The organism is Bacillus sp. FJAT-27245 (assembly GCF_001273955.1).
Taxonomy (GTDB): domain Bacteria; phylum Bacillota; class Bacilli; order Bacillales; family Cytobacillaceae; genus Bacillus_D.
On record NZ_LIGI01000001.1, the window covers coordinates 2,977,669 to 3,002,471 of the forward strand.

General features: G+C 47.9%; 21 protein-coding genes and 1 riboswitch. All 21 genes read right to left on the bottom strand.

What is annotated here, in order from left to right:
• Positions 1–44 precede the first annotated feature (44 nt).
• Positions 45–1,274, bottom strand: a complete 1,230-nt coding sequence (locus ADU24_RS14585) for an aspartate kinase (protein ID WP_053368949.1) — start codon at positions 1,272–1,274, stop codon at positions 45–47.
• A gap of 113 nt (positions 1,275–1,387) precedes the next feature.
• A riboswitch (Lysine riboswitch) is annotated at positions 1,388–1,567 on the bottom strand.
• 70 nt (positions 1,568–1,637) lie between these two features.
• Positions 1,638–3,410: an excinuclease ABC subunit UvrC gene (gene uvrC / locus ADU24_RS14590; protein WP_053367320.1), complete on the bottom strand. Its 1,773-nt coding sequence runs from the start codon at positions 3,408–3,410 to the stop codon at positions 1,638–1,640.
• An 18-nt stretch (positions 3,411–3,428) separates the two neighbouring features.
• A complete protein-coding gene (locus tag ADU24_RS14595) occupies positions 3,429–4,895 on the bottom strand; it encodes a hypothetical protein (protein ID WP_082306927.1) in 1,467 nt (488 codons plus the stop codon).
• A gap of 457 nt (positions 4,896–5,352) precedes the next feature.
• Positions 5,353–6,273: an FTR1 family iron permease gene (locus ADU24_RS14600; RefSeq protein ID WP_053367321.1), complete on the bottom strand. Its 921-nt coding sequence runs from the start codon at positions 6,271–6,273 to the stop codon at positions 5,353–5,355.
• A gap of 47 nt (positions 6,274–6,320) precedes the next feature.
• Positions 6,321–7,079 (bottom strand): hypothetical protein, encoded by a 759-nt coding sequence (locus ADU24_RS14605; protein WP_053367322.1) that lies wholly within the window; start codon positions 7,077–7,079, stop codon positions 6,321–6,323.
• Positions 7,080–7,148: 69 nt separating this feature from the next.
• Positions 7,149–7,919, bottom strand: a complete 771-nt coding sequence (locus ADU24_RS14610) for a glycosyltransferase family 2 protein (protein WP_053367323.1) — start codon at positions 7,917–7,919, stop codon at positions 7,149–7,151.
• Entirely contained in the window at positions 7,916–9,376 is a 1,461-nt protein-coding gene (locus ADU24_RS14615) for an alkaline phosphatase family protein (RefSeq protein ID WP_053367324.1), read from the bottom strand. Before ADU24_RS14615 ends, ADU24_RS14610 begins: the two co-directional genes overlap by 4 nt.
• Positions 9,373–10,326 (bottom strand): lysylphosphatidylglycerol synthase transmembrane domain-containing protein, encoded by a 954-nt coding sequence (locus ADU24_RS14620; RefSeq protein WP_053367325.1) that lies wholly within the window; start codon positions 10,324–10,326, stop codon positions 9,373–9,375. Before ADU24_RS14620 ends, ADU24_RS14615 begins: the two co-directional genes overlap by 4 nt.
• Positions 10,316–11,263, bottom strand: a complete 948-nt coding sequence (locus tag ADU24_RS14625; protein WP_053367326.1) for an SDR family NAD(P)-dependent oxidoreductase — start codon at positions 11,261–11,263, stop codon at positions 10,316–10,318. The genes ADU24_RS14620 and ADU24_RS14625 overlap by 11 nt, the downstream gene beginning before the upstream one ends.
• A 102-nt stretch (positions 11,264–11,365) precedes the next feature.
• A complete protein-coding gene (locus ADU24_RS14630; protein WP_053367327.1) occupies positions 11,366–12,544 on the bottom strand; it encodes a hypothetical protein in 1,179 nt (392 codons plus the stop codon).
• A 191-nt stretch (positions 12,545–12,735) separates the two neighbouring features.
• On the bottom strand, positions 12,736–13,050 hold the full coding sequence (gene trxA / locus ADU24_RS14635; RefSeq protein ID WP_053367328.1) for a thioredoxin: 315 nt from the start codon (positions 13,048–13,050) through the stop codon (positions 12,736–12,738).
• Positions 13,051–13,223: 173 nt separating this feature from the next.
• Positions 13,224–14,201 carry an electron transfer flavoprotein subunit alpha/FixB family protein gene (locus ADU24_RS14640; protein WP_053367329.1) on the bottom strand — a complete coding sequence of 326 codons (978 nt, stop codon included), beginning with the start codon at positions 14,199–14,201 and terminating at the stop codon, positions 13,224–13,226.
• An 87-nt stretch (positions 14,202–14,288) separates the two neighbouring features.
• A complete protein-coding gene (locus ADU24_RS14645) occupies positions 14,289–15,062 on the bottom strand; it encodes an electron transfer flavoprotein subunit beta/FixA family protein (RefSeq protein ID WP_053367330.1) in 774 nt (257 codons plus the stop codon).
• A 124-nt stretch (positions 15,063–15,186) separates the two neighbouring features.
• On the bottom strand, positions 15,187–15,960 hold the full coding sequence (locus ADU24_RS14650; protein ID WP_053367331.1) for an enoyl-CoA hydratase: 774 nt from the start codon (positions 15,958–15,960) through the stop codon (positions 15,187–15,189).
• A gap of 12 nt (positions 15,961–15,972) precedes the next feature.
• Complete coding sequence (locus ADU24_RS14655) at positions 15,973–16,587, bottom strand: TetR/AcrR family transcriptional regulator (RefSeq protein ID WP_053367332.1); 615 nt, start codon at positions 16,585–16,587, stop codon at positions 15,973–15,975.
• A 208-nt stretch (positions 16,588–16,795) separates the two neighbouring features.
• Positions 16,796–18,499: a long-chain-fatty-acid--CoA ligase gene (locus ADU24_RS14660; RefSeq protein ID WP_053367333.1), complete on the bottom strand. Its 1,704-nt coding sequence runs from the start codon at positions 18,497–18,499 to the stop codon at positions 16,796–16,798.
• A 529-nt stretch (positions 18,500–19,028) separates the two neighbouring features.
• On the bottom strand, positions 19,029–19,433 hold the full coding sequence (locus ADU24_RS14665; protein ID WP_053367334.1) for a DUF350 domain-containing protein: 405 nt from the start codon (positions 19,431–19,433) through the stop codon (positions 19,029–19,031).
• Between the two features lie 20 nt (positions 19,434–19,453).
• Positions 19,454–21,811: an endonuclease MutS2 gene (locus ADU24_RS14670; protein ID WP_053367335.1), complete on the bottom strand. Its 2,358-nt coding sequence runs from the start codon at positions 21,809–21,811 to the stop codon at positions 19,454–19,456.
• Between the two features lie 33 nt (positions 21,812–21,844).
• A complete protein-coding gene (gene polX / locus ADU24_RS14675; RefSeq protein ID WP_053367336.1) occupies positions 21,845–23,557 on the bottom strand; it encodes a DNA polymerase/3'-5' exonuclease PolX in 1,713 nt (570 codons plus the stop codon).
• Positions 23,558–23,646: 89 nt separating this feature from the next.
• Complete coding sequence (locus ADU24_RS14680) at positions 23,647–24,189, bottom strand: CvpA family protein (RefSeq protein WP_053367337.1); 543 nt, start codon at positions 24,187–24,189, stop codon at positions 23,647–23,649.
• A gap of 2 nt (positions 24,190–24,191) precedes the next feature.
• A complete protein-coding gene (gene zapA / locus ADU24_RS14685; RefSeq protein ID WP_053367338.1) occupies positions 24,192–24,452 on the bottom strand; it encodes a cell division protein ZapA in 261 nt (86 codons plus the stop codon).
• Positions 24,453–24,803 lie beyond the last annotated feature (351 nt).

Below are 24,803 nucleotides of genomic sequence, written 5' to 3' on the forward strand. Positions count from 1 at the left end.
AAAGCCCCCTTCACAAATGATAGGGGGCTTTTTCCCATTGATTTCTACGCATGGATTCCGCTGCCTGAAAGGGCAAACGCGTCATGGAGCGCTTCAACCGCTGGAACCATGAATGTATCTTCTACGACAGCGGAAACTTTTATTTCCGATGTGCTGACCATTTTTATCTGGATGCCTTTATCCGCCAGGACACCGAACATTTGAGCCGCGACACCCGGATTCGATACCATACCCGAGCCGACAATGGAAACCTTCGAGAGGCCTGTTTCCGTTTCAATTTTCCCATAGCCTAAAGCTTTCCGGCTCGCTTCAAGAACTTCAATCGTTTTCTCAAGATCTTCCGTTTTGATGGAGAAGGAAAGGTTTGCCGTTCCGTCACCGGTAATATTTTGAATGATGATATCTACGTTAATGCCATTCTTGGCAAGTGAAGCAAAGATAGCTGGCAGGCCATTAAGAGATTCAGCCAGGCCCATCACCGAAACCCGTGTAATTTGATCTTCAAACGCGACGCCGCGAACAATTAAATTTTCTTCCATGGATACTTCCTCCTCGATCATTGTCCCTTCTTCTTTTACCATGCTGGACCGCACAACAAGCGGGATGCCGTAATTCTTCGCAAATTCGACCGCCCTTGGATGCAGGACGCCCGCGCCAAGATTGGCAAGTTCAAGCATCTCATCATAAGAGATCGAGAGCAGCTTCCTCGCGCTTTTCACAATCCTCGGGTCTGTCGTAAATACCCCGGTAACATCCGTATAAATTTCGCAGCGGCTTGCTTTAAGGGCTGCGGCGAGGGCAACGGCTGTCGTATCCGAACCGCCGCGCCCAAGTGTCGTGATTTCCCCCTGGCCGCTAATTCCCTGGAATCCAGCGACGATCGCCACTTTTCCTTCCTCAAGAACTGTGAGCACCCGTTGCGGGTCAATGTCCATGATACGCGCGTTGCCGTGAACATCTTCAGTCTTAATCCCCGCCTGCCAGCCTGTAAACGATATGGCCTCCTGGCCAAGTGCGTTCAGTGCCATTGCCAGGAGCGAGATGGTTACCTGTTCTCCTGTTGTTAGGAGCATGTCCATTTCACGTTTTGAAGGAGATGAGGTAATTTGTTTTGCCAGCCCCACGAGTTCATCCGTTGTTTTTCCCATCGCCGAGACGACGACCGTTACACGGTTGCCTTTTTCACATTCTTCGATTACACGCCTTGCTACGTTCATGATCCGTTCCGGCGTCCCAACAGAGGTACCGCCGAACTTCTGTACAATAATAGCCACTGTTTCCCCTACTTTCCTTTGCTCGTTTTCTTTTTTAAGTAAGGTATCTGCACAAATAAAAAGGGCAATGAGAGTTATCTCATTGCCCGGATACGTGAATGTTCTACGCATCTATGTGAGATAGCCCTCCAGGATTAGTAAACCCTGACAATCCTGCACTTATTCAATGCAGGACCAGCAAGCATCCGGAATGGATCCATTCGCCGCTTCGGCGGTCTCCCCTTTCAAAATCCCTCACAGAATCCATTCTTCTCCGGATTTTTACTCTTGAAGCCCGCGCCTCTACCTTCACTTTAGAATTCAAAGTGATAGTATATGAAATTAACCATCATTATAGCACAGCTGTTTTTTGTTCGGCAATCCTTAAGAGTTCAATTTTTTCAAAAGTTCCTCGGCAATTGGCTGCGGGATGCCGATACGGGTGATTTCCTCCGGTGTGGCTTCCTTCATTTTTTTTACCGATCCAAAATTTTTAAGAAGGAGCTTCTTTCGCTTTTCGCCAATTCCCGGAATCGAGTCCAAAATCGATTGGAACGCACTCTTTCCGCGAAGTTGCCTGTGGAAGGTAATTGCAAACCTGTGGACTTCATCCTGGATTCGCTGAAGCAGGTAAAATTCCTGGCTGTTACGCGGCAGCGGGACTATTTCCAGCGGATTGCCGTAAAGGAGCTGGGATGTTTTGTGCTTTTCATCCTTTACGAGGCCGGCGAGCGGAATATCAAGCCCAAGTTCATTTTCAAGGACGTCTCTTACTGCCTCGACATGCCCCTTCCCGCCATCGATGATAACCATATCCGGTAGTGGAAGGCCTTCCTTTAATGCGCGTGAGTATCTTCTCCGCGCCACTTCCCTCATCGATTCATAATCATCCGGGCCTTTAACCGATTTAATCTTGTATTTGCGGTATTCCTTTTTATACGGCTTTCCGTCCATAAACACGACCATCGCCGATACCGGGTCGGTTCCCTGGATGTTCGAGTTGTCGAACGCCTCAATCCGGTTCGGAGTATGGATGCCAAGCAGCGCGCCAAGATTATCGACTGCCTTGATGGTCCTGTTCTCATCCCGTTCAATGAGTGAAAACTTCTCGTTCAGGGCGATTTGCGCATTTTTCACAGCCAGCTTGACGAGATCCTTTTTTGGTCCACGCTGCGGCTGAAGGACTTTTACCTCTAAGAGCTGCTCCGCCATCTGGCAGTCAACGCTATCCTGGATGAGGACTTCCCGTGGCTTGATATGGTTTGCCTTCGAGTAAAACTGGCCAAGGAACGTCAGCATCTCCTCCTCCGGTTCGCCGTAAACCGGGAATAGCGACACATCACGCTCAATGAGCTTTCCCTGGCGTACAAAAAAGACCTGGACACACATCCAGCCTTTGTCGACGGCATACCCAAAAACGTCACGGTCGGTAAAATCGGTCGTCGTCATTTTCTGTTTTTCCATTGTCGCTTCAATATGCGCAATCTTGTCGCGGAACTCCTTGGCCCGCTCGAAATCTAGCTGCTCGGCGGCCTCGATCATTTTCTCGGTAAGCTCTTTTTTGATTTCCTTGTATCCGCCGTTAAGAAATCTTGTAATCTCATCGGTCATCCGTTTGTACTCCGACTCGGGCACCTGTTTTACGCAAGGTGCCAGGCACTGCCCGAGGTGGTAATAAAGGCAGACACGGTCGGGTAGCGTCGCGCATTTCCTGAGCGGGTAAATCCTGTCGAGCAGCTTTTTCGTTTCATTTGCCGCCTGGACGTTTGGGTAGGGCCCGAAATATTTCCCTTTGTCGCGCTTCACTTTCCTCGTAATGATCAGTTTCGGGTGCCGCTCGGCTGTCAGCTTTATGAAAGGGTACGTCTTGTCATCCTTGAGCATGATATTGTATTTTGGATCATGTTTCTTGATTAAATTCAGTTCAAGGATGAGCGCTTCTATATTTGAAGAGGTGACAATGTATTCAAAGTCCTCGATTTCTCCGACCAGCCGCTGCGTCTTTGCATCATGCGAACCGGAGAAATAGGAACGGACCCTGTTTTTCAGCACCTTTGCCTTTCCAACATAAATGATTGTCCCTTGCCGATCCTTCATTAAATAGCATCCAGGCTGGTCCGGCAGCAAGGCTAGTTTCTGCTTGATTATTTCATTCATTTTGCCGGCCACCCCCTCTCATTGCTTTTTCCATCTATATAAAGTGATATCACTGTAAACCGGCTCGAATAGCGGGTTTGAATGGAACTCCCCCACTTTTTCAATTTTACCACGGATGTCCACCCCCTGCTCAATGAAGCCCTCGACCACTTTTCCCGTCAGCAGGATCGTATAATCTTCATATAACCCCGAATCGTACAAAAATACATCAAACGTGAATATTTTCTTATGGGAAAATGGAACATGGAGATACTCTAATACACGCGATTCCTCCCATGTGTACACAATTACCTTTCCCCCCTTGCTTTCCACATGGTCTGCAAGCTGGTAAACCGCCGGCGGTTGTGCCGCCTGTTCCCGCAGTAGCTTTATTCCCGTTATGGCTTGGACGGCGATAAGCGAGGKGCAAAGCAGAATAACCACGTTTCTTGGCCTTTTCTTAAAAAGAACCGCCATCAAAAGGATGATAAGTATCCCTGAAAGAGGCAGCGCATGCCTCGCTTTCTCAATATTTTGGGCAAATAGGGCCCAAAGGAAGTAGGCGGAAAACAGCCAGGTAAGAGTTATTGTGAATTGGGTGGTGACCTTGTTTCCCCTCACTAACCTACACAAGGAAATTACCGTGAGTATTCCAAGCAGAATGGCAATGATTAGTGAATGTGCGGAAAGACCTGTCCAAAAAATATTTCTTGCAGTGAGGGTATAAAATCTTTCCCACATGGGTGCCGCTGAACTGGCAGCGGTTCCTCCCCATTCCTCAAAATGCCCTCCTGTAAACGAAAGCGCAAGTTTTAAAAATCCCGTTACGCTTCCCTCCGTGGCAATCAGCCCCGCAACCCAGATAAGCTGGAAGAGTATCGCGATGGCTCCGTACCGGATAAGCGCACCGGCCTTTAGAGCGCCGGAACGCCATTCCCGCCAGAACAATAGGAGTAATCCCAGCGCAAAAGGAAGATAGGAAAGCCTGATTCCGAGCAGAATTCCAAGCCAGAATAAACTCGTGATGATGGTTTTTTTTGCTGGTTTTAAAAAAGCGGCTTGCAGGCTCCAAAGAAACCACCACAATGCGGCAAGCGCCGCGCCTTCGGACATCGGCTGGCTTACAGAAACAAGCAGAAAGCTGGAAGTGAACAAAACCGCGGTTGCGAGGATGGTGTATGTTCCCGTTCCGAGCGACTTGAACAGCCTGTAGACGGGATACAGGGCCGTGATGTAAAAAAGAGTATTGAACAGCGACAGCGCCTTCGCCGGGTTATCTGTTAGAGATGCGAAAAGTTTTCCACCAAGAATGAAATAAGGATACCCCGGGAAATGTGGCTGCATGGCCAACAAGTCAAACCTGTTAATGGCCAGTGCAAAATCAGCCGCGTCAAAAGACGAGATATATGGATTCATATAGAAGAAAAGTGCAAATGCCGTAACGAGAATTGCCAGAAGAGAATACAGCTTAAGGGCATTCTCCGCGAGCGAACGGGAATTTTTCAAAACATCACCATCTTTACTGAAATAAATGGGCTGCCTATTAAACTTGCGGAAACCTTGGACTTGATTGGGTTGGCTTACCGGGAACCTGTCAAGAACACGAGGCTTCTTTGGACGGAAAGCTTTGGGATGTGGTTGTGTAACATGAATGAATCCCAGCTTCATTTGGACACTGAAGTTGTGGAAACCCTATTTGCTGTCCAAACATCGGGCTTCTTTGGACACGCGCCATTCGAAAATTCACTTGGCTGTCCAAACATTAGACAACTTTGGACACGTACCCTTTGAAAATTCACTTTGATGTCCAAACCATGAGCATCTTCATACTCAATCGCCCCATTTTTTCAAAAACCTCCGCATAGCCTGTAGATCAGAATATCAAATAGATTACCACAAAACGGGGACATCAGAATGCCAAAAAGTACAAGGCAGCCGCCTTGTACTTTTAAACTAAACATCATTATTTCGCTTGTGCTTCAGTTGGGTTAGCAGCCTTGAAATGCCTTTCTTTGGCGGGGGCTTTCTTTTCCCCAGAAGAAGTGAGCAGATAGATCGCCACGAAATAGCCGATGTAGGCGAGCACTTCCTCGATTGAAGGCATTGAAGAGTAGCCGAACAGGGCTTTCAGGAAGATGCCAACATCACCCGAAATGAGCGGCGTTGTTCCAGTATCGCGGACAAAATGCATGTAGTCGATCGGATGCTCCGGCATGAACCAGGTGATATCGTACACATGCGGCATAACGCTGCCGATCAGGTTAATATCCTGCATCATTGAGATAGCCTGGACGAGCAAGCCGGCTGAAATCAGGATAATGAACGCGCCCGTAACCTTGAAGAATGTCTTGAGCGGCACTCGCATTGTTCCGCGGAAGAAGAAGTAGCAGACAACGGCTGCAATCAATGCACCTGAGATTGCCCCCCAGCCCTGCATCGCGGCTCCGATATTCCCGCCAGTAATCGCGGCGAAGAAGAAGACTGTTTCAATCCCTTCCCTAAGGACAACGAGGAATGAATGGATAACCATTCCGATGATATTTCCGGTCGAAATGAACTTGTTCATCTTTCCTTCCATATTGCCCTTTATATCCTTGCTGTGGGCGGCCATCCAGAAGACCATCTGGGTTAACAGGATTGTGGAAACGACCATGATCCCGATTTTCAGGTAAATTTCACTGCCCATTGCCGCAAAGCCGGTGAACACGACCTGGAAAAGGATCGCGACTCCGATACTCGCCACAACGGCAAGCCCCGCTCCCAGCCATACATATTTCGTATACTGCTTCTGGTTCACCCTCTTCAGGTACGTGGTAATAATCCCTACAATCAACAAGGCTTCCAACACTTCACGGAAGGTGATCAATAATGCTTGTATTTCCACAGCTGCTTCTCCTCCTGCCGTCCATTACTCCGCCCAACCGGCGCGGTTTATTTTTTTCTTTTTCTGGCTGTATAAATGACTACTCCAACAATCACAGCGGCAATCAGGATGAGCGGAATCCAGTTTCTCAGGTTTGAAACATCGGTCCAATCCTTTTTCCCGCTATTCGATTCAACTTCACTTGCGCTTTCGGAAAAATGCCCCACCTCAAGGTTCTTGATTTCGAATTGCTCCTTGAGTGCTGAAAGGATATCGTCTTTCCTTTTAATAAATTCATCAAGGTTGGGTTCTTTCTTGCCTACCCCAAAAAGTCCGGGGTTTCCAAGCGATTCAAGCGCAACATTGAAATCATCGCGTATCTTTTTATCTGTCGCCGGGTCCTTTGCCTCTACTTTTGGCGAAATTGCATCGTAGGTCGCAAAACCCTTGGCAAGCAGCTTTTTGCTAGTATCAAATTGTTCAAAGTTCTTTTCGATGCTCTCCAGCCGCCTTGCAATATTCAAAACAAGCAGTTTTTCCATATTTTCAATCGCCTGGATCTTTTCTTTCTTATCAAGGTTCTCCTGAATAATGCTGCCAGGCTCAGGGCCCATATGCATATCAATTTCTTCCCTCACAGTAGCGAACAACGCAAGGGCATCTTTATAATTCGGAGGGTTCTGGTTTAATTTCACAACCATTTGTTTATAAACTTCGGCTACCTTCTCCTCGTTCGGGTCGCCATACGAATAAGCTTGGACTCCGTTTGCCGGAATTCCAGTGAGAATGAAAATCAATACGAGGCAAAAAAAAGAAAATCTTTTCATCTAATCTGTCCCTCCCAATGACAATGATAATGATTATCAACTTCATTGTCAATCCAACTTAAAAGGTTGTCATTTAATTTTCATATTTCCAGTCACATGCATGCCATCTTCCGTCCTCTTTTGCTCCGGAATCCTGTCTACTTTTACTACCGGCTTCCTCATTTCACGGACAATCGCCGGCAGGACGGATGTCATATACGCCTTGAATTTAATGAATGATTCGCCCGTTTCCCTTACCTGGTAACGGATTGGGATTTCCTTCATCCGGAAGCCCTTCCTCAGCAAATTCAACGTAATAACCTGGGCGTAATTGTAATCATGCTCAATTTCGGCATGCTCCATCGCAAGCCTCGAAAAAGCCCTCATTCCGGATTGCCCATCATAAATCCACCGCCCGAGCAGGATGGACTGGAGCATGGTGAAGCAATAGTTGCCGATCCTTCTGTTCCAGCGCATCCCCTTAATCGTCCCGAGGAAACGTGAACCCATTACATAATCGGAATTACCCAATAGAATCGGTTCCACGAGGTCGGGAATCTGGTCGGCCGGGTATTCGTTGTCTGCATCAATCATAACCCCGATATCGGCGCCAAGCTCCACGCAAAGCTGGAGGCCCTTCCGGACAGCCGCCCCAAGGCCCTGATTTTTTTTAAAAGAAAACACATGGTCGGCACCCGCTTTTTTCGCAACGGAAACCGTATTGTCGGTTGAGCCGTCGTCAATGACGAGCACTTCCACTTCAACGGCCGAATTGAAGTGGCGGGGAATTTTCCTGATCACGTGAGGTATTGATTCTTCTTCATTATGGGCTGGCAAAAACACAACAATTTTCCTTGTCATTTCACTGCATCCCTTCTAATTGCCTCCGTCAAAATCGGTCCGCGGCTATGCGATGGGAACGGGGCGCCAAGGAGATAGGCGATCGTCGGGGCAAGTGAAACAAGGCTCCGTTTTTCATCAATCCGTTTCCCCTGCTCAATGGCCGGGCCGTGCATAAAGAAGGGCACATATCTTTCCCCCTCATCGAGATGGCCGTGCCCCCCGATTCCGTCAGCCTGGCCATGGTCGGCGCAGACAATGAAGGTTGCATTTTCAAGCTTCCCTTTTTCTTTGAGCCAATTGTAATATTCCTCAGCGAGCGCATCGGCCTCTTCAATTTTTTCAATGTACTCATCGTACAGGACGCCGCGGCTGTGCCCAATCTGGTCCGTGCCGATCAGCTGGATAATTTGGAGATCCGGATCTTTTTCATCCATGATCATTTTCGCCCGCTCGATTATATTCCTGTCTGCCTTGTCCTTATGCATAACTGCGGTCACCGTGTCGACATCCCTTTCACCGAAAGAATCGACAAGATGGGCAATGCCCAATAGCGATCCCTTTTTACCCACTTTCCTAAGTGAATCGAAAATGCTCTCCACTTTAAGGCCAAGCTTCCAAACCATATTCGAAGTAATCCCATGTTCAAACGGATATGTACCGGTAAACATTGATGAAAAACAGACGACAGTCCTTGCCGGATAGACCGTTTCCATCAGGCTGTAGTCTGTGCCATTTTTGCGCAAATTATCAAGGAATGGCGTATTCGCCTGCTCAAACCGCTCCTTGCGCATCCCATCGATGACAAAGACGATGACCCGGCTATTCACCGCACCGGACACCGGCGCTTCAATATCCCTTGTGTAGGCGGAATACGGTGCTGGTTTCCAGTCAAATAAATACTTATGCAAAATGAAGGCGAAAACAAGGATTCCCGCGTAAAACAGAACAAGGGGCCCCATTTCGGCAAACCCACGTGCGGGCAGGCCGGCCGCATAGTCCCAAACGAGTAGAATGAGCAGGAATTTTGGCAGCTGTTCCTGTGCATTCCCGCTCGTGGAGTCGCTGTTTTTCAGCACGAGTTTCCAGAAACGGGTAAAATTCAGCCAGTCCGTGCCGATTCGAAGGTGATAATAAAGCGTTCCCCAGAAAAAGACCGTGAAAAAGAAATATAGCCCGATCGAAAGGAAGATAAGCGGATAATTTACATGGTGCCAGTACAGCAGGAATCCAACGAGCGGAATCCAGAGATAGTTCCTCATAAATAAAGGAAAATCATAAATAAAATAAAGAGCGAGAAGCGGAATGACGGCCAAAAAGCCAACCAGCAAATCCGCCAAATACCCATCCTGCCCAAGGCGTGGAAGGCTGTAAATCAGCATTGTGCCGACCGTGAAAATAGGCGTGAACGGTTTGCCTTCATTTAATAGATTCCAGCACCTCGCCGCGAATTTTTCAAAAGCAGAAGCTTGTTTCATGTAGCGTTTCCTCCAGTCCTACCCTTTTTGCGAAGCCGCCAGATTGTTTTAAAAGGTGTAAAAAATAACAGCGCAACCCCCGCCGCATATGAAAAAACAAATTTATATCCATGGCTGACCAGGGCAACCACATATGCCTTGTCGGCAGGAAATTGAAAGCTTGCAAGAGCAATCGCCATAATAGATTCATAAGTCGCGATTCCGCCCGGGGTAATTTGGAAAACCTGGCCACCGACGGTAACGGAATTGACCCAAACCGCCTGGATTGGCCCGAGCGGGTTCCCTATCGAAGCCGCTACCCCTAAGACGACTGCCCCTTCCAATAGCCAGCTGGCAATAGTAAGCATGGCAATCGGGATAAACCTTCTTGGTGTAAAAGCCTGCCTTACCATCGACAAGTGCTTTGTAAAGAAAGACGGATAAAACCGATAAAGAACATAAGCGGACAAAAATGCCATGATGATGCCTGCACTAAACGCCCACTCGGGAATCGCAACAACAAAGCTCTTCTTTAAAATAAGGATGCCGGCCGCCGAAAGCAGCAAGAGGATGAAAATGTCCAACAAGCGAAGGACAATGACCGAATGAGCGGATTCATCAGCTTTAATATGCTTTTCCTTTTGGGTAAGCAGCCCGATTCGGAAAGCGTCCCCGATTTTGACAGGAAATAGATGATTGACTGCCAGGCTGAGAAGGATCGCCTGCAGGCAGCTGCCAAACCTTGCCCTGTTTCCTAGGTAAAGCCTCCATGCTGCCGCCCTGAAGGAGAATGACAGGAAATACGCGATTGTCACGCTAATGATAATGAGCGGATTTTCAAGAAAAAAACCCGCCAGTCCGGCACGAATCTCTTCTCCGCTGAAGTGCCGGGCAGACAAGTATAAGAACACAGGCAGGAAAAATAACCCGCCGGCGTACAGAAGCCCCTTTTTCCCGAGTCTATTTTTCATGGCGCTTTGCCCATTCGACTGTCCTGGCGATGCCTTCCTCAAAGCTTATTTGCGGGGAATACCCAAGTTCCCTTTTTGCCTTTGTAATATCAGCCCATGTAAAATCGACATCGCCAAGCCTCCTTCCGGCCCGAAGCACCTTTGCCCCGGAAAAATGCCCCGCCAGGGTATCGGCTACTTTTTCAATTGAAATCGGCTTGGCGGAACCTAGATTATATGTACCATTTCCTTTGGCTTTTTTAACGGCCAAAACAATCCCGTTCACACAATCATCAACATATGTATAATCCCTCGCTGTTCCTCCGCCATAGAGGGTGATTGGCTCGTTGCGGATCATACTTTTAATAAATCCCGGTATCGCCATATCCGGCCTACCCCATGGGCCGAATACGGTAAAGAACCTGAGGATGGTCATCTGGAAGCCATACAGGGATGCATACGCATGGCAAAAGGATTCCGCGCCGTATTTTGCCGCGGCGTATGGAGATACAACCCGCCCTGTGGCCATTTCTTCCGTTGCGGGAATATTGGGAAGATCGCCATAAACGGAGGACGAGGAAGCGAACAGGACATGCTTCACATTCGTTTCCCCTGAAAATTTCAGCACATTGATTGTCGCTTTTATATCATAATCGACATATTCCTGCGGGGCGGCGAGCGATTTTTGGACCCCGGGTATCGCGGCCAAATGAATGACACAGTCTGCCCGGAACTTTTTAAAGATTAAGCCCACTTCTTCCTCGTCGGCCAGCAACCCTTTTTGGAAAAAGGAAAAACTCCCAGCCTCCCTGGCAAAATCAAGCTGCTCCCTTTTCCTTTCAGGCGAGTAGTAGGGGTGGAATTCATCGATAACAGCTAGTTCATGGCCTTCCTTCAGAAGTGCCCTGACTAGATGCGAGCCGATAAACCCGGCACCACCCGTAATTAGGATTTTCATTAACCAAACGCCTCTTTCATCTATGTAATGGATGCCGCCGGGCATGAAAATAGGAAAAACCTTGCTTGGTTGACAAGGTTTTTCCGGATTTGTTTACTCAGATTATTTCGCGCTGTCAATAACGGATTGAAGAGATGCTTTCAATTCATTGAACAGCTTTTCGCCGGCAGCTTTGTCTTTTGCTTTCGTTGCGTCTACATAGGCCTGGGCCTTTTCGGCAAGGGCCTTGTAGCCTTCTTCTCCAAGGGAAGCTTTCAGGTCGGAACCGATGATATCAATGAACAATGCGCCTTCAAGACCGGTAATTACTGCCTTGTCTTCACCCCAGCTCTCAATGCTTTCAGTATATTCATCCAAGGCAACCTTTGCAAATCCGCGGACAAACGCTTTGTTGATTGCTTCAGGGTCAATTGCTTTCACATCGGACTGTAGGTCGAATTGCTTTTCGATCAATGCAGCTTCTTCTGGTGAATGCTTCGCGATATAGGATTTGATAGACTGGAAGAATGCCCAGCCTTCCGATTGTTCAACCTTTGCGGCTTCGGCATCTTCCTTCGCTTTGTTCGCAGCTTTGGTTGCATAGCCATTAGGGAATGCGCCTGTAGCAAGGTAGAATGTTTTCATTATCGTTTTGTCGACAACCTGTTTCCCAAGCTGGAAGCCAAGTTGATCATTGGCCTCAATTGCTTTTTCCATTTCGGCAAAGCCGCCATCAATCGCATCCTTCATTGATGTTCCATAAGCGGCGTCACGCTTTTCAACAGTGGATTGGATAATGGAGTAAAATTCCTTTGCTTCTTCCATTTCTTCTTTTACGGCTTCCGGCTTGCCCCAGTTTTCGGCAACTTCTTTGAATTCATGTTTCATAGTTGTATAGAATACTTTTTGCATCAACTTATCAAAAATTTGCTTTACGACAACTTTATCGAGTGATCCGTCCTTGCCGGCCTGAAGTGCTGTGGTGATCGTCTGGTCCATTGTGTCCTCAAGCTCCTGGTCTCTCTTTTGGACAAGCTCTTTCAGATTGTCTTCGTAGATTTTTGTGACTTTATCGTAATCGACTTCTTTGCCTTCCTTGGCTTTTTCCAATTCCGCAACTGCTTCTTTGAAGCTATCGCCATATGAGGCTTCTTCCTTTTCAGCCGCTTCTTCCTTTTTATTTGTTTCTTTTTGTTCAGTATTGGATTTTGTGGATGTGGTGCCTTCTTCCTTCGAGCCGCAAGCCCCAAGGACAAGTGATAATACTGCCAGTGAAGCTACCAATTTTACCTTTAAAGACATTTCGCATTTCCTCCTGCTGTTTCGTTTAGTTGAAAATGATTATCATTTCTATTTACGATTATAAAAGAGAATGATTCTCATCGTCAACAGTTTCCTGGGACAATTCACAAAACTGACTAAATTGGCGGCTACGGAAAGACTTTTTTTGGACAAAAAAAATCCCCGGCCGCGTATTGGGCAGGGGATGGATTTTACAAATGATTTTCGAGAAGGCTTACAAGGTTTTCCTTTGGCTGATAGCCAACAACTTTGTCAACCTGTTCCCCGTCCTTGAAAACAAGCAAAGTCGGGATGCTCATTACGCCGTATTTTGCGGATGTTTCTGGGTTTTGGTCAACATCAAGCTTGACGATTTTCACTTTGTCGCCCATTTCGGAATCGACTTCCTCGAGGACTGGAGCAATCATTTTGCAAGGTCCGCACCAAGGCGCCCAAAAATCTACAAGAACAAGGCCGGAGCCGATTTCACCAGCGAAATTCTGGTCTGTTACATTTGAAATTGCCATAAAAATAGCCTCCTAAATTGATACTAAAATCTAACGAAAGTATACCACCATTCAGGGGGGCATGCTAATAATATGTTTCAGCTTTATCCTGCCCTGGCCACGCTTTCGCTATTCCTGACAGTTGGCTGTATAAGGAAAAAGGGCGGATTGAACCGCCCTTTTTAAACTCACGCCTAGGAATGGATTTTCAGTTTTTTAAATTCCTCGGTCAAAAGGGGAACAACCTCAAACAGGTCCCCGACAATCCCGTAATCAGCAATTTTAAAAATGTTTGCCTCCGGATCCTTGTTGATTGCGACAATTACTTTCGAATTCGACATGCCGGCCAAATGCTGGATTGCCCCTGAAATGCCACAGGCAATATAAAGATCCGGCGTGACGACCTTGCCCGTCTGGCCGATCTGGAGCGAATAGTCGCAGTAATCCGCGTCACAGGCGCCTCTTGAAGCCCCAACCGCACCGCCAAGAACATTGGCCAGTTCCTTGAGCGGTTCGAAGCCATCAGCGCTTTTTACGCCCCGGCCTCCGGCGATAACAACCTTGGCTTCCGAGAGGTCGACACCCTCGCTTGCCTTCCGGACAACTTCTTTTACGATCGTGCGCAAATCCTTGATTTCTACTGTGACAGCCGCCACGGTACCATTTGCCGCGTCATTTTTTTCAAGCGGGGCAATATTGTTCGGGCGGATTGTCGCAAAAATCAGCCCGTCGGTAATGATTTTCTTTTCAAAAGCCTTACCTGAATAAATTGGCCTTGTGAAAACAAGGTTTCCGCCTGCGGCCTCGACTGCCGTCGCATCGGAAATGAGGCCGCTGCCAAGTTTCGCGGCTATTTTTGGCGCAAGGTCTTTCCCCATCGCTGTATGCCCGAAAATCAGGCCTTCCGGTTTTTCGGACTCCAGGACCGCCGTCAGCGCCTGTGAAAAACCATCCGGTGTATAGTTTTTCAGCTTTTCGTCTTCCACTACAATGACTTTGTCCGCTCCGTATTGATAAAGCTCATTCCCTAAAGCGCTTACAGAATCACCAATCAAAACGCCGACAACTTCTCCGCCCTCTGCAACCGTTTTCGCCGCTGCAATCGCTTCAAATGAGACGTTTCTAAGCGAACCATCGCGGACTTCTCCTAAAACCAACACTTTTCTCGCCATATCCTCTACCTCCTGCGCATAATCAATCTTGCTTCGGTCGTCAAATTTATTTTCCTTGCATTATTTGCCTGGGTGAAAGAAGTGCGATTAGATGACTTTTGCTTCGGAATGAAGGAGCTGGACCAGCTCTTTTACTTGATCCTGCAAATCACCCTGGAGAACCCTTCCCGCTTCTTTCTTTGGAGGCATAAAGATTTCGATTGTTTTTGTTTTCGCCTCGACGTCATCTTCCTCAAGATCAAGGTCATCGAGTTCCAATTCATCAAGCGGCTTCTTTTTGGCTTTCATGATTCCCGGAAGCGATGGGTAGCGAGGCTCGTTCAGTCCTTGCTGGGCGGTAACGAGTAGCGGCAGTGATGCTTCTACCACTTCCGAATCGCCTTCGATATCACGGACGAGCTTTGCCGTCCCGCCTTCAATCTCAAGCTTGGTGATCGTCGTTACATACGGTATGCCGAGGAGCTCCGCAACCCGGGGACCAACCTGGCCAGAGCCGCCATCAATGGCCACGTTCCCGGCAAGGATCAGGTCTGCTTCTTTGTCCTTTAAAAATTCGGCAAGGATTTTTGCTGTCGTAAATTGGTCGCCGTACTCGATATCGTCCTCTGTATTGATTAGGACGGCTTTATCAGCACCCATTGCCAATGCGGTCCGCAGCTGCTTTTCGGCCTCTTCGGTTCCGACTGACACGATCGTTACCTCTCCGCCGTGTGCGTCCTTTACCCGGATTGCTTCTTCGACGGCATATTCGTCATACGGGTTAATAATGAATTCCGCGCCATCTTCATTGATTTTACCGCCGGACAACGAAATTTTTTCTTCCGTATCAAATGTCCTTTTCATCAGCACAAAAATATTCATACTGCTTTCCCTCCCGAAATTCAGTTCAACAAATAGCGAGCTTAATAGATTGGATGATTCCAAAAGTAAAACGCTTTCAAAAAGGCCAACTTAAAACCGGGTGATTATCCCGGTTTTTGGGGTTCTATTCCCCTTTGAAGTTCGGTTCGCGTTTTTCGATGAACGCCTGGATGCCTTCCTGGCCGTCAGCAGATATGAAGACCTGGCCAAACAGCTCGGCTTCCCTGTCTACGCCTTGATAAAATTCGCCTGTTTTTGAATAATTCAAAAGCTCGATGGCGGCTTTTAATGAACCAGTGCTCTTTTTGGCAATCTTTTTGGCCATTGTGAAGGCATGTTCCAACAGCTCTTCTTCCGGATAGGCGTGGTTTGCCAGCCCATAATGGACAGCTTCCAGCCCTGTGATTGGCTCGGAAGTGAACAGCATTTCCGCCGCCCGCGCCGTACCGACAAATTTCGGAAGCCTTTGGGAACCGGCAAAGCCGGGAATAAGTCCAAGCTGAAGTTCAGGAAGCCCAAGTTTGGCAGTTTCACTAACCAAGCGGAAATGGCAGGCCATAGCCAGTTCAAGCCCCCCGCCGAGCGCTGCCCCATGAATGGCCGCGATAATCGGCTTCGGAAATTTTTCCATCCTGTCGAACAAATTTTGTCCAAGACGCGCAAGGCCGGAAAAATCCTCCGCGGACGTAATGGTGGTAAACTCTTTAATGTCCGCCCCCGCGGAAAAAAACCTTCCTTCGCCTCGAATCAGCAGCACTTTAATTTCCCTATCCGTCTCAATTTCGTCCAGGATGGATGATAGCTCCTTCAAAACTTGTGACGATAGTGCATTTGCCGGCGGCCGCTGGATCACAATATCCGCAATGCCGCCTTCATTTGTCCATTTTAAAAATTCCAAACAAATCCCCCCTCATAAAACTTGGCTTTTTGAAGGCCTGGATGTGCCCGCTCCGCATCCATTCAGCAGCAGCTCATGGACCGGAGCACTCAATGATTGCAAATCGTACTTTTGCTCATTCATAATCCATGTGGTGACCGTTTCATCTATCGTCCCGAAAATCATCTGCCTCGCAAGGCGGATATCGAGCGAAGAAGAAAATTCCCCTTTTTGTTTGCCCTCAAGCAGGATTTCATCAATGAGTTTCAGGTACCCTTTCAGAACCTCATTGATTCTATGCCGCAATTCCTTGTTCGACTGCCTCAGCTCAAGCTGGGTGACAATCGCTAGGCTCCTGTCACCGGAAAGGATCCGGAAATGGGAATCGATCAACAGTAATAACTTCTCTGCCGCGGACTGTTTTCCTGCTATAACAGGCTCGATTTTTTCAATAAACGACCCCATCTTTTCTTCGAATAAAGAAATGAGGATATCTTCCTTGTTTTTAAAATACAAGTAAATCGTCCCATCCGCTACTCCCGCCTGTCTGGCAATACGCGAAACCTGTGCCTGGTGGTAGCCGTTTTCGGCGATGACGGATACGGCGGCATCGATGATTTGCATGTATTTTGGCTTGTTTTTCTTCACCACTATACCCTCCCTCGAAGAAAGCAACACATGAAATGAATGAACAGTCATTCATAATTCAATAATAAAGCTGCCCTGGTTCCCCTGTCAAGCGGCCGGCAAGCTCCGCATTGGGCGGAACGCTGTTACTTCTATCTTATAATGAACGGGCAAAAAAGGGAAATCCCGATACGAGAAAAAAGAGAAGCCTTGGCCCGGCTCCCCCCTTCTATGCATGCTTTTGTTCTTCCTCCTGAAGTTTCTTCCTTTCTTCATCTATGAGTACGCGCCTGAGTATTTTTCCGACTGCGGTCTTCGGAAGTTCCTTCCTGAACTCATAAATCCTTGGTACCTTGTAGGAAGCTAGATGCTTCCGGGCGAATTCGTCCAGCTCTTCCTCGGTCGCATAGACACCTTCCTTTAAGACAATATACGCTTTGACGGTTTCACCCCTGTACGGGTCAGGAACCCCAGCGGCGACCGCTTCCTGGATGGCTGGATGTTCATAGAGGACTTCTTCAATTTCCCTTGGGTAGATATTAAAGCCCCCGGCGATAATCATATCCTTTTTCCTGTCTACGACATAGAAGTAGCCATCCTCATCCATGTAGCCCAAATCTCCTGTCAAAAGCCAGCCATCCCTAAGGGTCATCGCCGTGTCCTCCGGCCGGTTCCAATATCCTTTCATTACCTGCGGGCCTTTAACGGCTATTTCGCCTATCTCCCCGGGCGGCAGGCGTTCCCCAGTTTCTAGAGAAAGGATTGCCGCATCCGTATCCGGCCATGGAACCCCGACGCTCCCCTTTATCCTTGGCCGATCCCAAAGGAAGTTTGAATGGGTAACCGGAGAAGATTCCGTCAGTCCATATCCTTCCACAAGCTTGCCTCCGGTCACTTCTTCAAATTCCTGCTGGACCTCGGCGGGGAGCGGTGCCGAACCGCTGATACAAGAATCAATTGAAGACAAATCATATTTATTCAGGTCCGGATGGTTTAAAAGGCCGATATAAATGGTTGGCGCTCCGGGGAATAAGGTTGGCCGCTGCTTTTGAATCGTTTTCAGCGTTGTTTCCGGGTCAAATTTAGGAAGCAGGATCATTTTATGGCCCTCCATGATTGACAGAACCATCACTGTCGTCATTCCATACACATGGAAAAACGGTAGGATGCCAAGAACCCGTTCCTCGCCGCGCCGGCATTTGTACATCCATTTGTTGCACATCAACACATTTGCGACGAGATTTTTGTGCGTGAGCATGACTCCTTTCGGGAAACCCGTCGTTCCTCCGGTATATTGGAGAAGGGCCAGATCCTCTTCAAAATCAAGCGGATAGTGCTCAATGGGACCTGCCGGCTTATTCAGGATTTCAGTCAGTAAATGGTTGCTCCCTTCATGTTTTACCTTAACAACAATCCCGTATTGTTTTTTCTGGATGAAAGGGTACACAAGGTTTTTCGGGAATGGGAGAAAGTCCTTGATAGTGGTTACAATGATGTGCTTCAAATCGGTCTTATGGGCAATTTTTGAAACACGCGGATACAATATATCGAGGGTAATGATTGCAAGTGCCCCTGAATCCTTCATTTGATATTCCAGTTCTCGCTCCATATAAAGAGGATTGGTTGGGACGACCACCCCTCCCGCGAGCAGGATTCCATAGAAACCGATGACTGCCTGGGGAGTGTTCGGTAGCATGACAGCAACCCTGTCGCCTTTTTTAATCCCGAGAGCCTGCAAATAGGCGGCCAATTTTTCGGCGCTTTCCCTCACTTCCCGGAACGTGAGCTCTTTGCCCATAAAATGGATGGCCGCTTTATTGGGGAATTCTTCAGCGGATTTGGCCAGATAGCTTTGCAAGGACTCTGCCGGGTACTCAATGGATGCGGGGATTTCTTCCGGATAATGCTTGAGCCAAGGCTTTATCTCAATCATGGGTAACCTCCTTATAAAAGAAGTTTTTGAAAATTCTATCTATTCATTCCATTATAATCCATCCCCCGCGTTTCCACAAACAGATACTTTTTTCCGAATAAAATAATCTATAAAAATAGAGGTGTTGATTTTCACTACGGGCACACGCTTTCCGCGGGGCGTCATTTGAGCCTCCTCGGCGCTTGCGCCTGTGGGGTCTCAACCTTGCCGCTGCATCCCGCTGGACATCATTGAATTTGCCCACGCACGAAGGAAACGCGGTAGCGCAAGGAAGCTTCCTCGAATCTGCATCGCACGAAAATTATACGATAGCATAATTGAGGATTTTCGAGGAGTCGGTGCCCTTCGCTTCAATCAACCTATTTACAAATCACCCCGTTCTCTATCCATGAAAAAATAGAAACCGCTGCATAATGCAACGGTTCCCTTCTCAGGCGAAAAACGCCATATAAATGATGCCTATCAGCATGAACAAGCCGCACAGGCCCAATAATACTTTCGCAAGTGTTTCCACCCTTGTTTCCTCCGTTTAGATTCCAGCTCCGACTATATACGATAATCCGATTGAAATCACCATTGATATAAACCCGACGGCACGGTTGTCTTTTTCAATTTCTTCATCGACATTGAATTTCGGGGTAAGGAATTCAAAAATGAAATAGCCGACAAGCAGCAGGGCGAAACCGTATACGCCCCAGCCAATCATCGCAAGGACCGAAGTGTGTTCCTCGATTGCATGCCTGAAAATGTTAGCGATGCCGAACATTTTCCCTCCGGTTGCCATGGCCACGGCTACATTCCCTTTTTTGATTTCCTCCCAGTTTTTGTACTTTGTAACGAGCTCAAATGCAGCCAGGAAAAGGACAATGCAAAGAATGACAAGACTGTAGTAGGCTGCAATCTGGATAAATTCATTTTGCCAAAAGCTTTCCATACCGTTTAGCTCCCCAACCGTTATTTAAACTCGGCGATTGTAACTCCTGTCCCGCCTTCTCCCGCGTCGCCAAACCGTATTTTCTTGACTGACCGGTGGTTCCGCAAATATTCCTGCACTCCCTGCCTTAATGCCCCGGTGCCTTTTCCATGGATGATGGAAACCCGCGGATAGCCCGCAAGAAGGGCGTCATCGATATACTTTTCCACCTTGAACAATGCATCTTCGTATCGTTCGCCGCGCAAATCAAGCTCAAGCGGGACATGGGCGTCCCTGCCTCTGACGATCGCCATCGGTTTTACTTCCTTTTGCTTTGGCGTATTCATGTATTCAAGGTCCTTTTCGGCAACCTTCATTTTTAAAATTCCAATTTGGACAGACCATTCGTTATCGGATGTTTTTTCAAGAAGGGTTCCCTTTTGGTCAAAGGTAATGACCTTGACCTCGTCGCCAGGCGAGAAGGCATGCTTGGCGGCCTTTTTCGCTCCGGGCTTTTCTGTTTTTTTGACTTTTGGGGCAGCCCCCGCGAGCCGTTGCCGAGCTTCAATCAGTTCATGCTCCTTGATCTCCGCATTCTTCTCAAGCCTCATCCTTCTGAGGTCGCCAATGATTTCTTCCGCTTCTTCGGTAGCTTTTTCAACGAGCTTGCCTGCTTTTTCAGCCGCTTTTTCCATCATGGCATCCCGCTGTTCATAAAACTCGATAACCTGCTTTTGTAAATCGGCATGAAGCTTTTCGGCCTGTTTCAGGAAATCATGGGCTTCTGCAAGCTCGTTTTCAGCGTCGCGCCTGCTTGACTCAAGCTTTGAGATCATGTTATCGATTTGCGAGCTGTCCTCGCTAACCTGAGACTTGGCATTTTCGATAACGCGGTCATTCAACCCAAGGCGTCGTGATATCTCGAAGGCGTTGCTTCGCCCCGGAACGCCAAGAAGAAGCCTGTACGTCGGGCTTAGCGTCTCGATGTCAAACTCCACACTTGCATTCATGACCCCTTCCCGGTTGTAGCCGTACGCTTTTAATTCAGGGTAATGGGTCGTTGCAATCACCCTTGCCCCACGCTTGTATACATCGTCCAAAATTGAAATCGCCAGCGCAGCCCCTTCCTGAGGGTCGGTTCCCGCGCAAAGTTCATCGAACAGGACGAAACTGTTACTGTCTGCCTTGTTGAGGATATCGACAATATTGACCATATGGGAAGAAAACGTACTCAAGCTCTGCTCAATTGATTGCTCATCGCCGATGTCTGCATACACCGCATCGAAGACTGTCAGTTCCGATCCGTCGAGGGCGGGTATTTGAAGGCCCGCCTGCGCCATCAGCGTGCACAGGCCGACTGTCTTCAGCGTTACAGTCTTTCCGCCTGTGTTCGGACCGGTAATGACGATTGTTGTATAATCTTTGCCAAGTACGATATCATTCGGGACGACTTTATCCATTGAAATCAATGGGTGTCGCGCTTTGTACAGCGCAATCCTGCCCTCGTTGTTCATTATTGGCTTCGAACCTTTGATTGTGCGACCGTAGCGCGCTTTTGCAAAAATAAAATCAAGCTCTCCCAGCACATCAGAAATAACCTTTAATTCAGCGCTGTGTTCGGCTGCCCTTGCGGAGAGCTCAGCCAGAATCCTTTCTATTTCCACCTGCTCTTTTATCCGGATTTCCTGGACCTGGTTGTTTAGCTGGACAATCGATTGTGGCTCGATGAACAGCGTTTGCCCGGAGGAGCTTTGATCGTGGATGATTCCACCGTAATGGCCCCTGTATTCCTGCTTGACCGGAATGACGAATCTGTCGTTCCGGATCGTGATAATGGCATCGGACAGCATTTTCTGTGCGTTTGATGAACGGATCATGCTTTCAAGTTTTTCACGGACCCTCGACTCATTCGATCTGAGCTGGTGGCGAAGCGCCCGTAATGTGTCACTCGCTGTGTCGAGTACTTCACCGCCTTCATCAATCGCAATTTTTATTGCCTGTTCAAGCTCGGCCAGCGGAATGATTCTGCTTACATAATCCAATAAATGTGGTACTTCGCTGTTGTCTTCATGTAAGTTTTCGATAAACCGTTTGATTTGCCTGCTCGCCGAAATCGTGCTCGCGATTTGGACAAGTTCAGTCGGGCTTAACGTCCCGCCAATTTCCGCCCTTTTAATATGGGCGCGTATATCGTGGATGCCGGACAGCGGCACATTGCCTTTAAGGCGGAGCGCCGTTGCTGCCTCATCCGTTTCCTCCTGGAGCCTTTCGACTTCTTCAAAGTCCGAAGACGGGATAAGCCTGGAAATTTTATCGCGGCCAAGCGGTGAAGACGCATGGCCCATTAACTGCTCCCTGACTTTGAAAAACTCAAGGACTTTCAACGTTCTTTCCTGCATGGAGAAACCTCTCCTTTTTGCCTAAGTGTGTTGTCAGCTTCTGTGATGCAAAAATTGAAGCAAATCCTCCAATTTGTACGTATTCAGTACAGAGCTGCTTTTGATCCAGCCTTTCCTGGCTGCCGCGACACCGATGCCCATATGGCTTAGCATTGCGGTTTTATGTGCGTCCGTATTGATGGCGATCTTTACTCCAGCCTCTTCCGCCTTTTTCAAATGGACGTAAGACAAGTCGAGCCGGTGCGGATTCGCATTCAATTCGAGCGCGGTATTCGTTTCTTTTGCAAGGTCGATCAGCAAGTCGATATCCACATCATAACCGTCCCTCCGGCCAATAAGCCTGCCGGTTGGATGTGCGATAATATCGACATTCGGATTTTCAAGGGCTGTTCTCAGCCTCATCATAATTTTTTCACGCGGCTGCGAAAAAGCGGAATGTATCGACGCAATGACAATATCAAGCTCTTTCAACAGATCATCATCAAAATCGAGCGACCCGTCCGGGAGAATATCCATCTCGATCCCCGTCAAAATTTTAAAATCGGTATATTTTTCGTTCAGGCGTTTTATTTCCTCTATTTGCTCCCGGATACGTTCAGGGGTCAGGCCATTCGCCACCCTCAAAAACTGGGAGTGGTCCGTTATGGCGATATGTGAATAGCCCATTGCCCTGCAGGCTTCCGCCATTTCTTCAATCGTATGGGCTCCATCACTCCATGTTGAGTGCATATGGAGATCCGACTTTATGTCTAGTATGTCCACAAGTCCTATATCCGGTGAATAACTGTCTACTTCACGCCCATCCTCCCGTAATTCCGGGGGAATGAAAGGAAGGCCAAAATGGGAGTAGAAGTCAAATTCCGTGGCAAAGGTTTTTATCCCGTCTTCTGTTTCGACACCATACTCGCTGATTTTTTCGCCGCGCTCCTTTGCGAGCTGCCGCATCCGTACGTTGTGATCCTTGGAACCTGTGAAGTGGTGAAGCGCGGTTGCAAACTCTTCACTCCCGACCATGCGGAAATCCGCGGATATATCATAATCAAAGCCGAACGTAACCGATACTTTTGTATCCCCCGCACCGATAACTTCCTTTATATCCGGAAGTGAGAGGATTTGTTCCCTGACCGATTCAGGGTTGGCTGTGGCAATGATGAAATCAAGATCCTTGATTGTTTCCGACCATCTTCTAATACTTCCTGCTTTCGAAAATTTCTCAATTCCATCCATTTTGGCCAATTGGGCTTCGATTTTTGCCGCGATCGGCAGCATATAGGCGAGCGGAAGCCTTTCCGGGCGTTCACCGGCCTTTTCGATTGCCGCGAGGATTTTCTCCTCCGATTTTTTCCCAAAGCCCGGAAGTTCGGATATTTTATGCATCCGGCACGCTTCCTCGAGATCGGCGATATCTTCAATCCCAAGCATTTCATGCAGCTTTGCCAGCTTTTTGCCGCCGAGCCCCGGAAGCTTCAAAAGGGGAACAAGCCCGGCGGGGACCTCCTCCTGCAATTCTTTTAAAACGGAGGAACTGCCCTCCTGAATGTATTCCTCAATGACCGCGGCCGTCCCCTTCCCAATGCCGGAAATGGCGGTAAAATCAGTAATGCCCGAAAGGCTCCTGTTATCCGTTTCAAGGGCGAAAGCGGCTTTCCGGAATGCGGAAACCTTGAACGGGTTTTCCCCCTTCAGCTCAAGGTAAATCGCGATTGTTTCTAGAAGGGCAATGACATCTTTTTTATTTTTTTCCATCCCAATGAGCACCTGCCTTATTCGTTGTACGAACTTGCGTGGTTAAAGTTCCATTAAAGTAAGAAGAACTCCCCTGCTGTCAGAGAAGTTCAAGCAGCCACATATTCTATCCACAATTCCTTCAATTGCTGCGAAATGATCGGCGTATTTTTAATAATCGCTTCCGCAATGACCGATTCTTCAAGTGGTTTCTGAATCGCATCCATTGGGACCAGCGCAGCAATATACAGGAGCAAAAGGACAATCAAATACACTTCCGCGAATCCCAGCAGCCCTCCAGCCCAAACATTCAGTGTCCTCAGGATTGGAAGATGCGCGATGAAGTCGAACATTGAACCAATGATTTGAACGAGCACCTTTACCGCAAAGAAGATGGCGATAAAAGCAAACGCCCTGTAAAAAGCTTCTTCCATATTGGCAGAAGACATGAGGACAGAAAGTGACGAAGAATCTCCGAGAGTCGGATAGGGAATCCACAGCTTCAGCTTAGGCGCAAGGCTGTCGTAATACATATAAGCGACGATGTAGGCGACGACAAAACCAGCCAGATGAAATAACTGCAGGATAAACCCCCGTTTAAGGCCTATAAAAAAGCCAAAAATGAAAAGAAAAATAAGTACTAAATCAACCATTTCTATTCGTGTTCCCTTTCCAGTTCTGATTTCAGCCGGTCATACTGGTCTTTCAGCTTGATAAAATCGTTAACGGCATTCACTGCGGTGAGGACAGCCAGCTTATTCACATCAAGAGAAGGATTCTTGGAACCGATTTCCCGCATTTTATCATCGACAAGCGATGCGACAAGCCTTACATGGCTCGAGCTTTCCGGCCCAATAATGACATATTGCTGCCCATATATATCGACCGTTGTCCGGTTTTTATTTACATTCGACACGTAGTTGCCTCCATTCAAAGAATCCTACTCCCTATCATACCATGAACAAGGTTTACTGGAAAAGCGAAATAGAAGCTGTCCCGCGTGAAGGCATGACTGCGGGGAATGTCGATAATTGCCTATCATTATTGGTCCGCGAAAGTATGGTAAAATAAGCTGATAAATAGGTTGAATCAAAGAATTTATATTCTAATGTAACCTTGCCGTTGATTTCCGCTCCACAAGGAAAGCTTCCGAGAATAATCATCGCAGGGACAGGCTGCCTTTTGCCTGTCCCGAGGTACACGCTTTCCGCGGGGCGTCAAAGCAACTACCCGAATATCTTCATGAAAAAGCATCTTTGAAAAGCAT

Bases quoted from the DNA above. Each gene is read 5' to 3' on its own strand.
- uvrC (WP_053367320.1), bottom strand. From the start codon at position 3,410: ATGAATGAAATAATCAAGCAGAAACTAGCCTTGCTGCCGGACCAGCCT.
- ADU24_RS14605 (WP_053367322.1), bottom strand. From the start codon at position 7,079: ATGAAAAGATTTTCTTTTTTTTGCCTCGTATTGATTTTCATTCTCACT.
- ADU24_RS14610 (WP_053367323.1), bottom strand. From the start codon at position 7,919: ATGACAAGGAAAATTGTTGTGTTTTTGCCAGCCCATAATGAAGAAGAA.
- ADU24_RS14615 (WP_053367324.1), bottom strand. From the start codon at position 9,376: ATGAAACAAGCTTCTGCTTTTGAAAAATTCGCGGCGAGGTGCTGGAAT.
- ADU24_RS14620 (WP_053367325.1), bottom strand. From the start codon at position 10,326: ATGAAAAATAGACTCGGGAAAAAGGGGCTTCTGTACGCCGGCGGGTTA.
- ADU24_RS14625 (WP_053367326.1), bottom strand. From the start codon at position 11,263: ATGAAAATCCTAATTACGGGTGGTGCCGGGTTTATCGGCTCGCATCTA.
- ADU24_RS14630 (WP_053367327.1), bottom strand. From the start codon at position 12,544: ATGTCTTTAAAGGTAAAATTGGTAGCTTCACTGGCAGTATTATCACTT.
- trxA (WP_053367328.1), bottom strand. From the start codon at position 13,050: ATGGCAATTTCAAATGTAACAGACCAGAATTTCGCTGGTGAAATCGGC.
- ADU24_RS14640 (WP_053367329.1), bottom strand. From the start codon at position 14,201: ATGGCGAGAAAAGTGTTGGTTTTAGGAGAAGTCCGCGATGGTTCGCTT.
- ADU24_RS14645 (WP_053367330.1), bottom strand. From the start codon at position 15,062: ATGAATATTTTTGTGCTGATGAAAAGGACATTTGATACGGAAGAAAAA.
- ADU24_RS14660 (WP_053367333.1), bottom strand. From the start codon at position 18,499: ATGATTGAGATAAAGCCTTGGCTCAAGCATTATCCGGAAGAAATCCCC.
- ADU24_RS14665 (WP_053367334.1), bottom strand. From the start codon at position 19,433: ATGGAAAGCTTTTGGCAAAATGAATTTATCCAGATTGCAGCCTACTAC.
- ADU24_RS14670 (WP_053367335.1), bottom strand. From the start codon at position 21,811: ATGCAGGAAAGAACGTTGAAAGTCCTTGAGTTTTTCAAAGTCAGGGAG.
- polX (WP_053367336.1), bottom strand. From the start codon at position 23,557: ATGGAAAAAAATAAAAAAGATGTCATTGCCCTTCTAGAAACAATCGCG.
- ADU24_RS14680 (WP_053367337.1), bottom strand. From the start codon at position 24,189: ATGGTTGATTTAGTACTTATTTTTCTTTTCATTTTTGGCTTTTTTATA.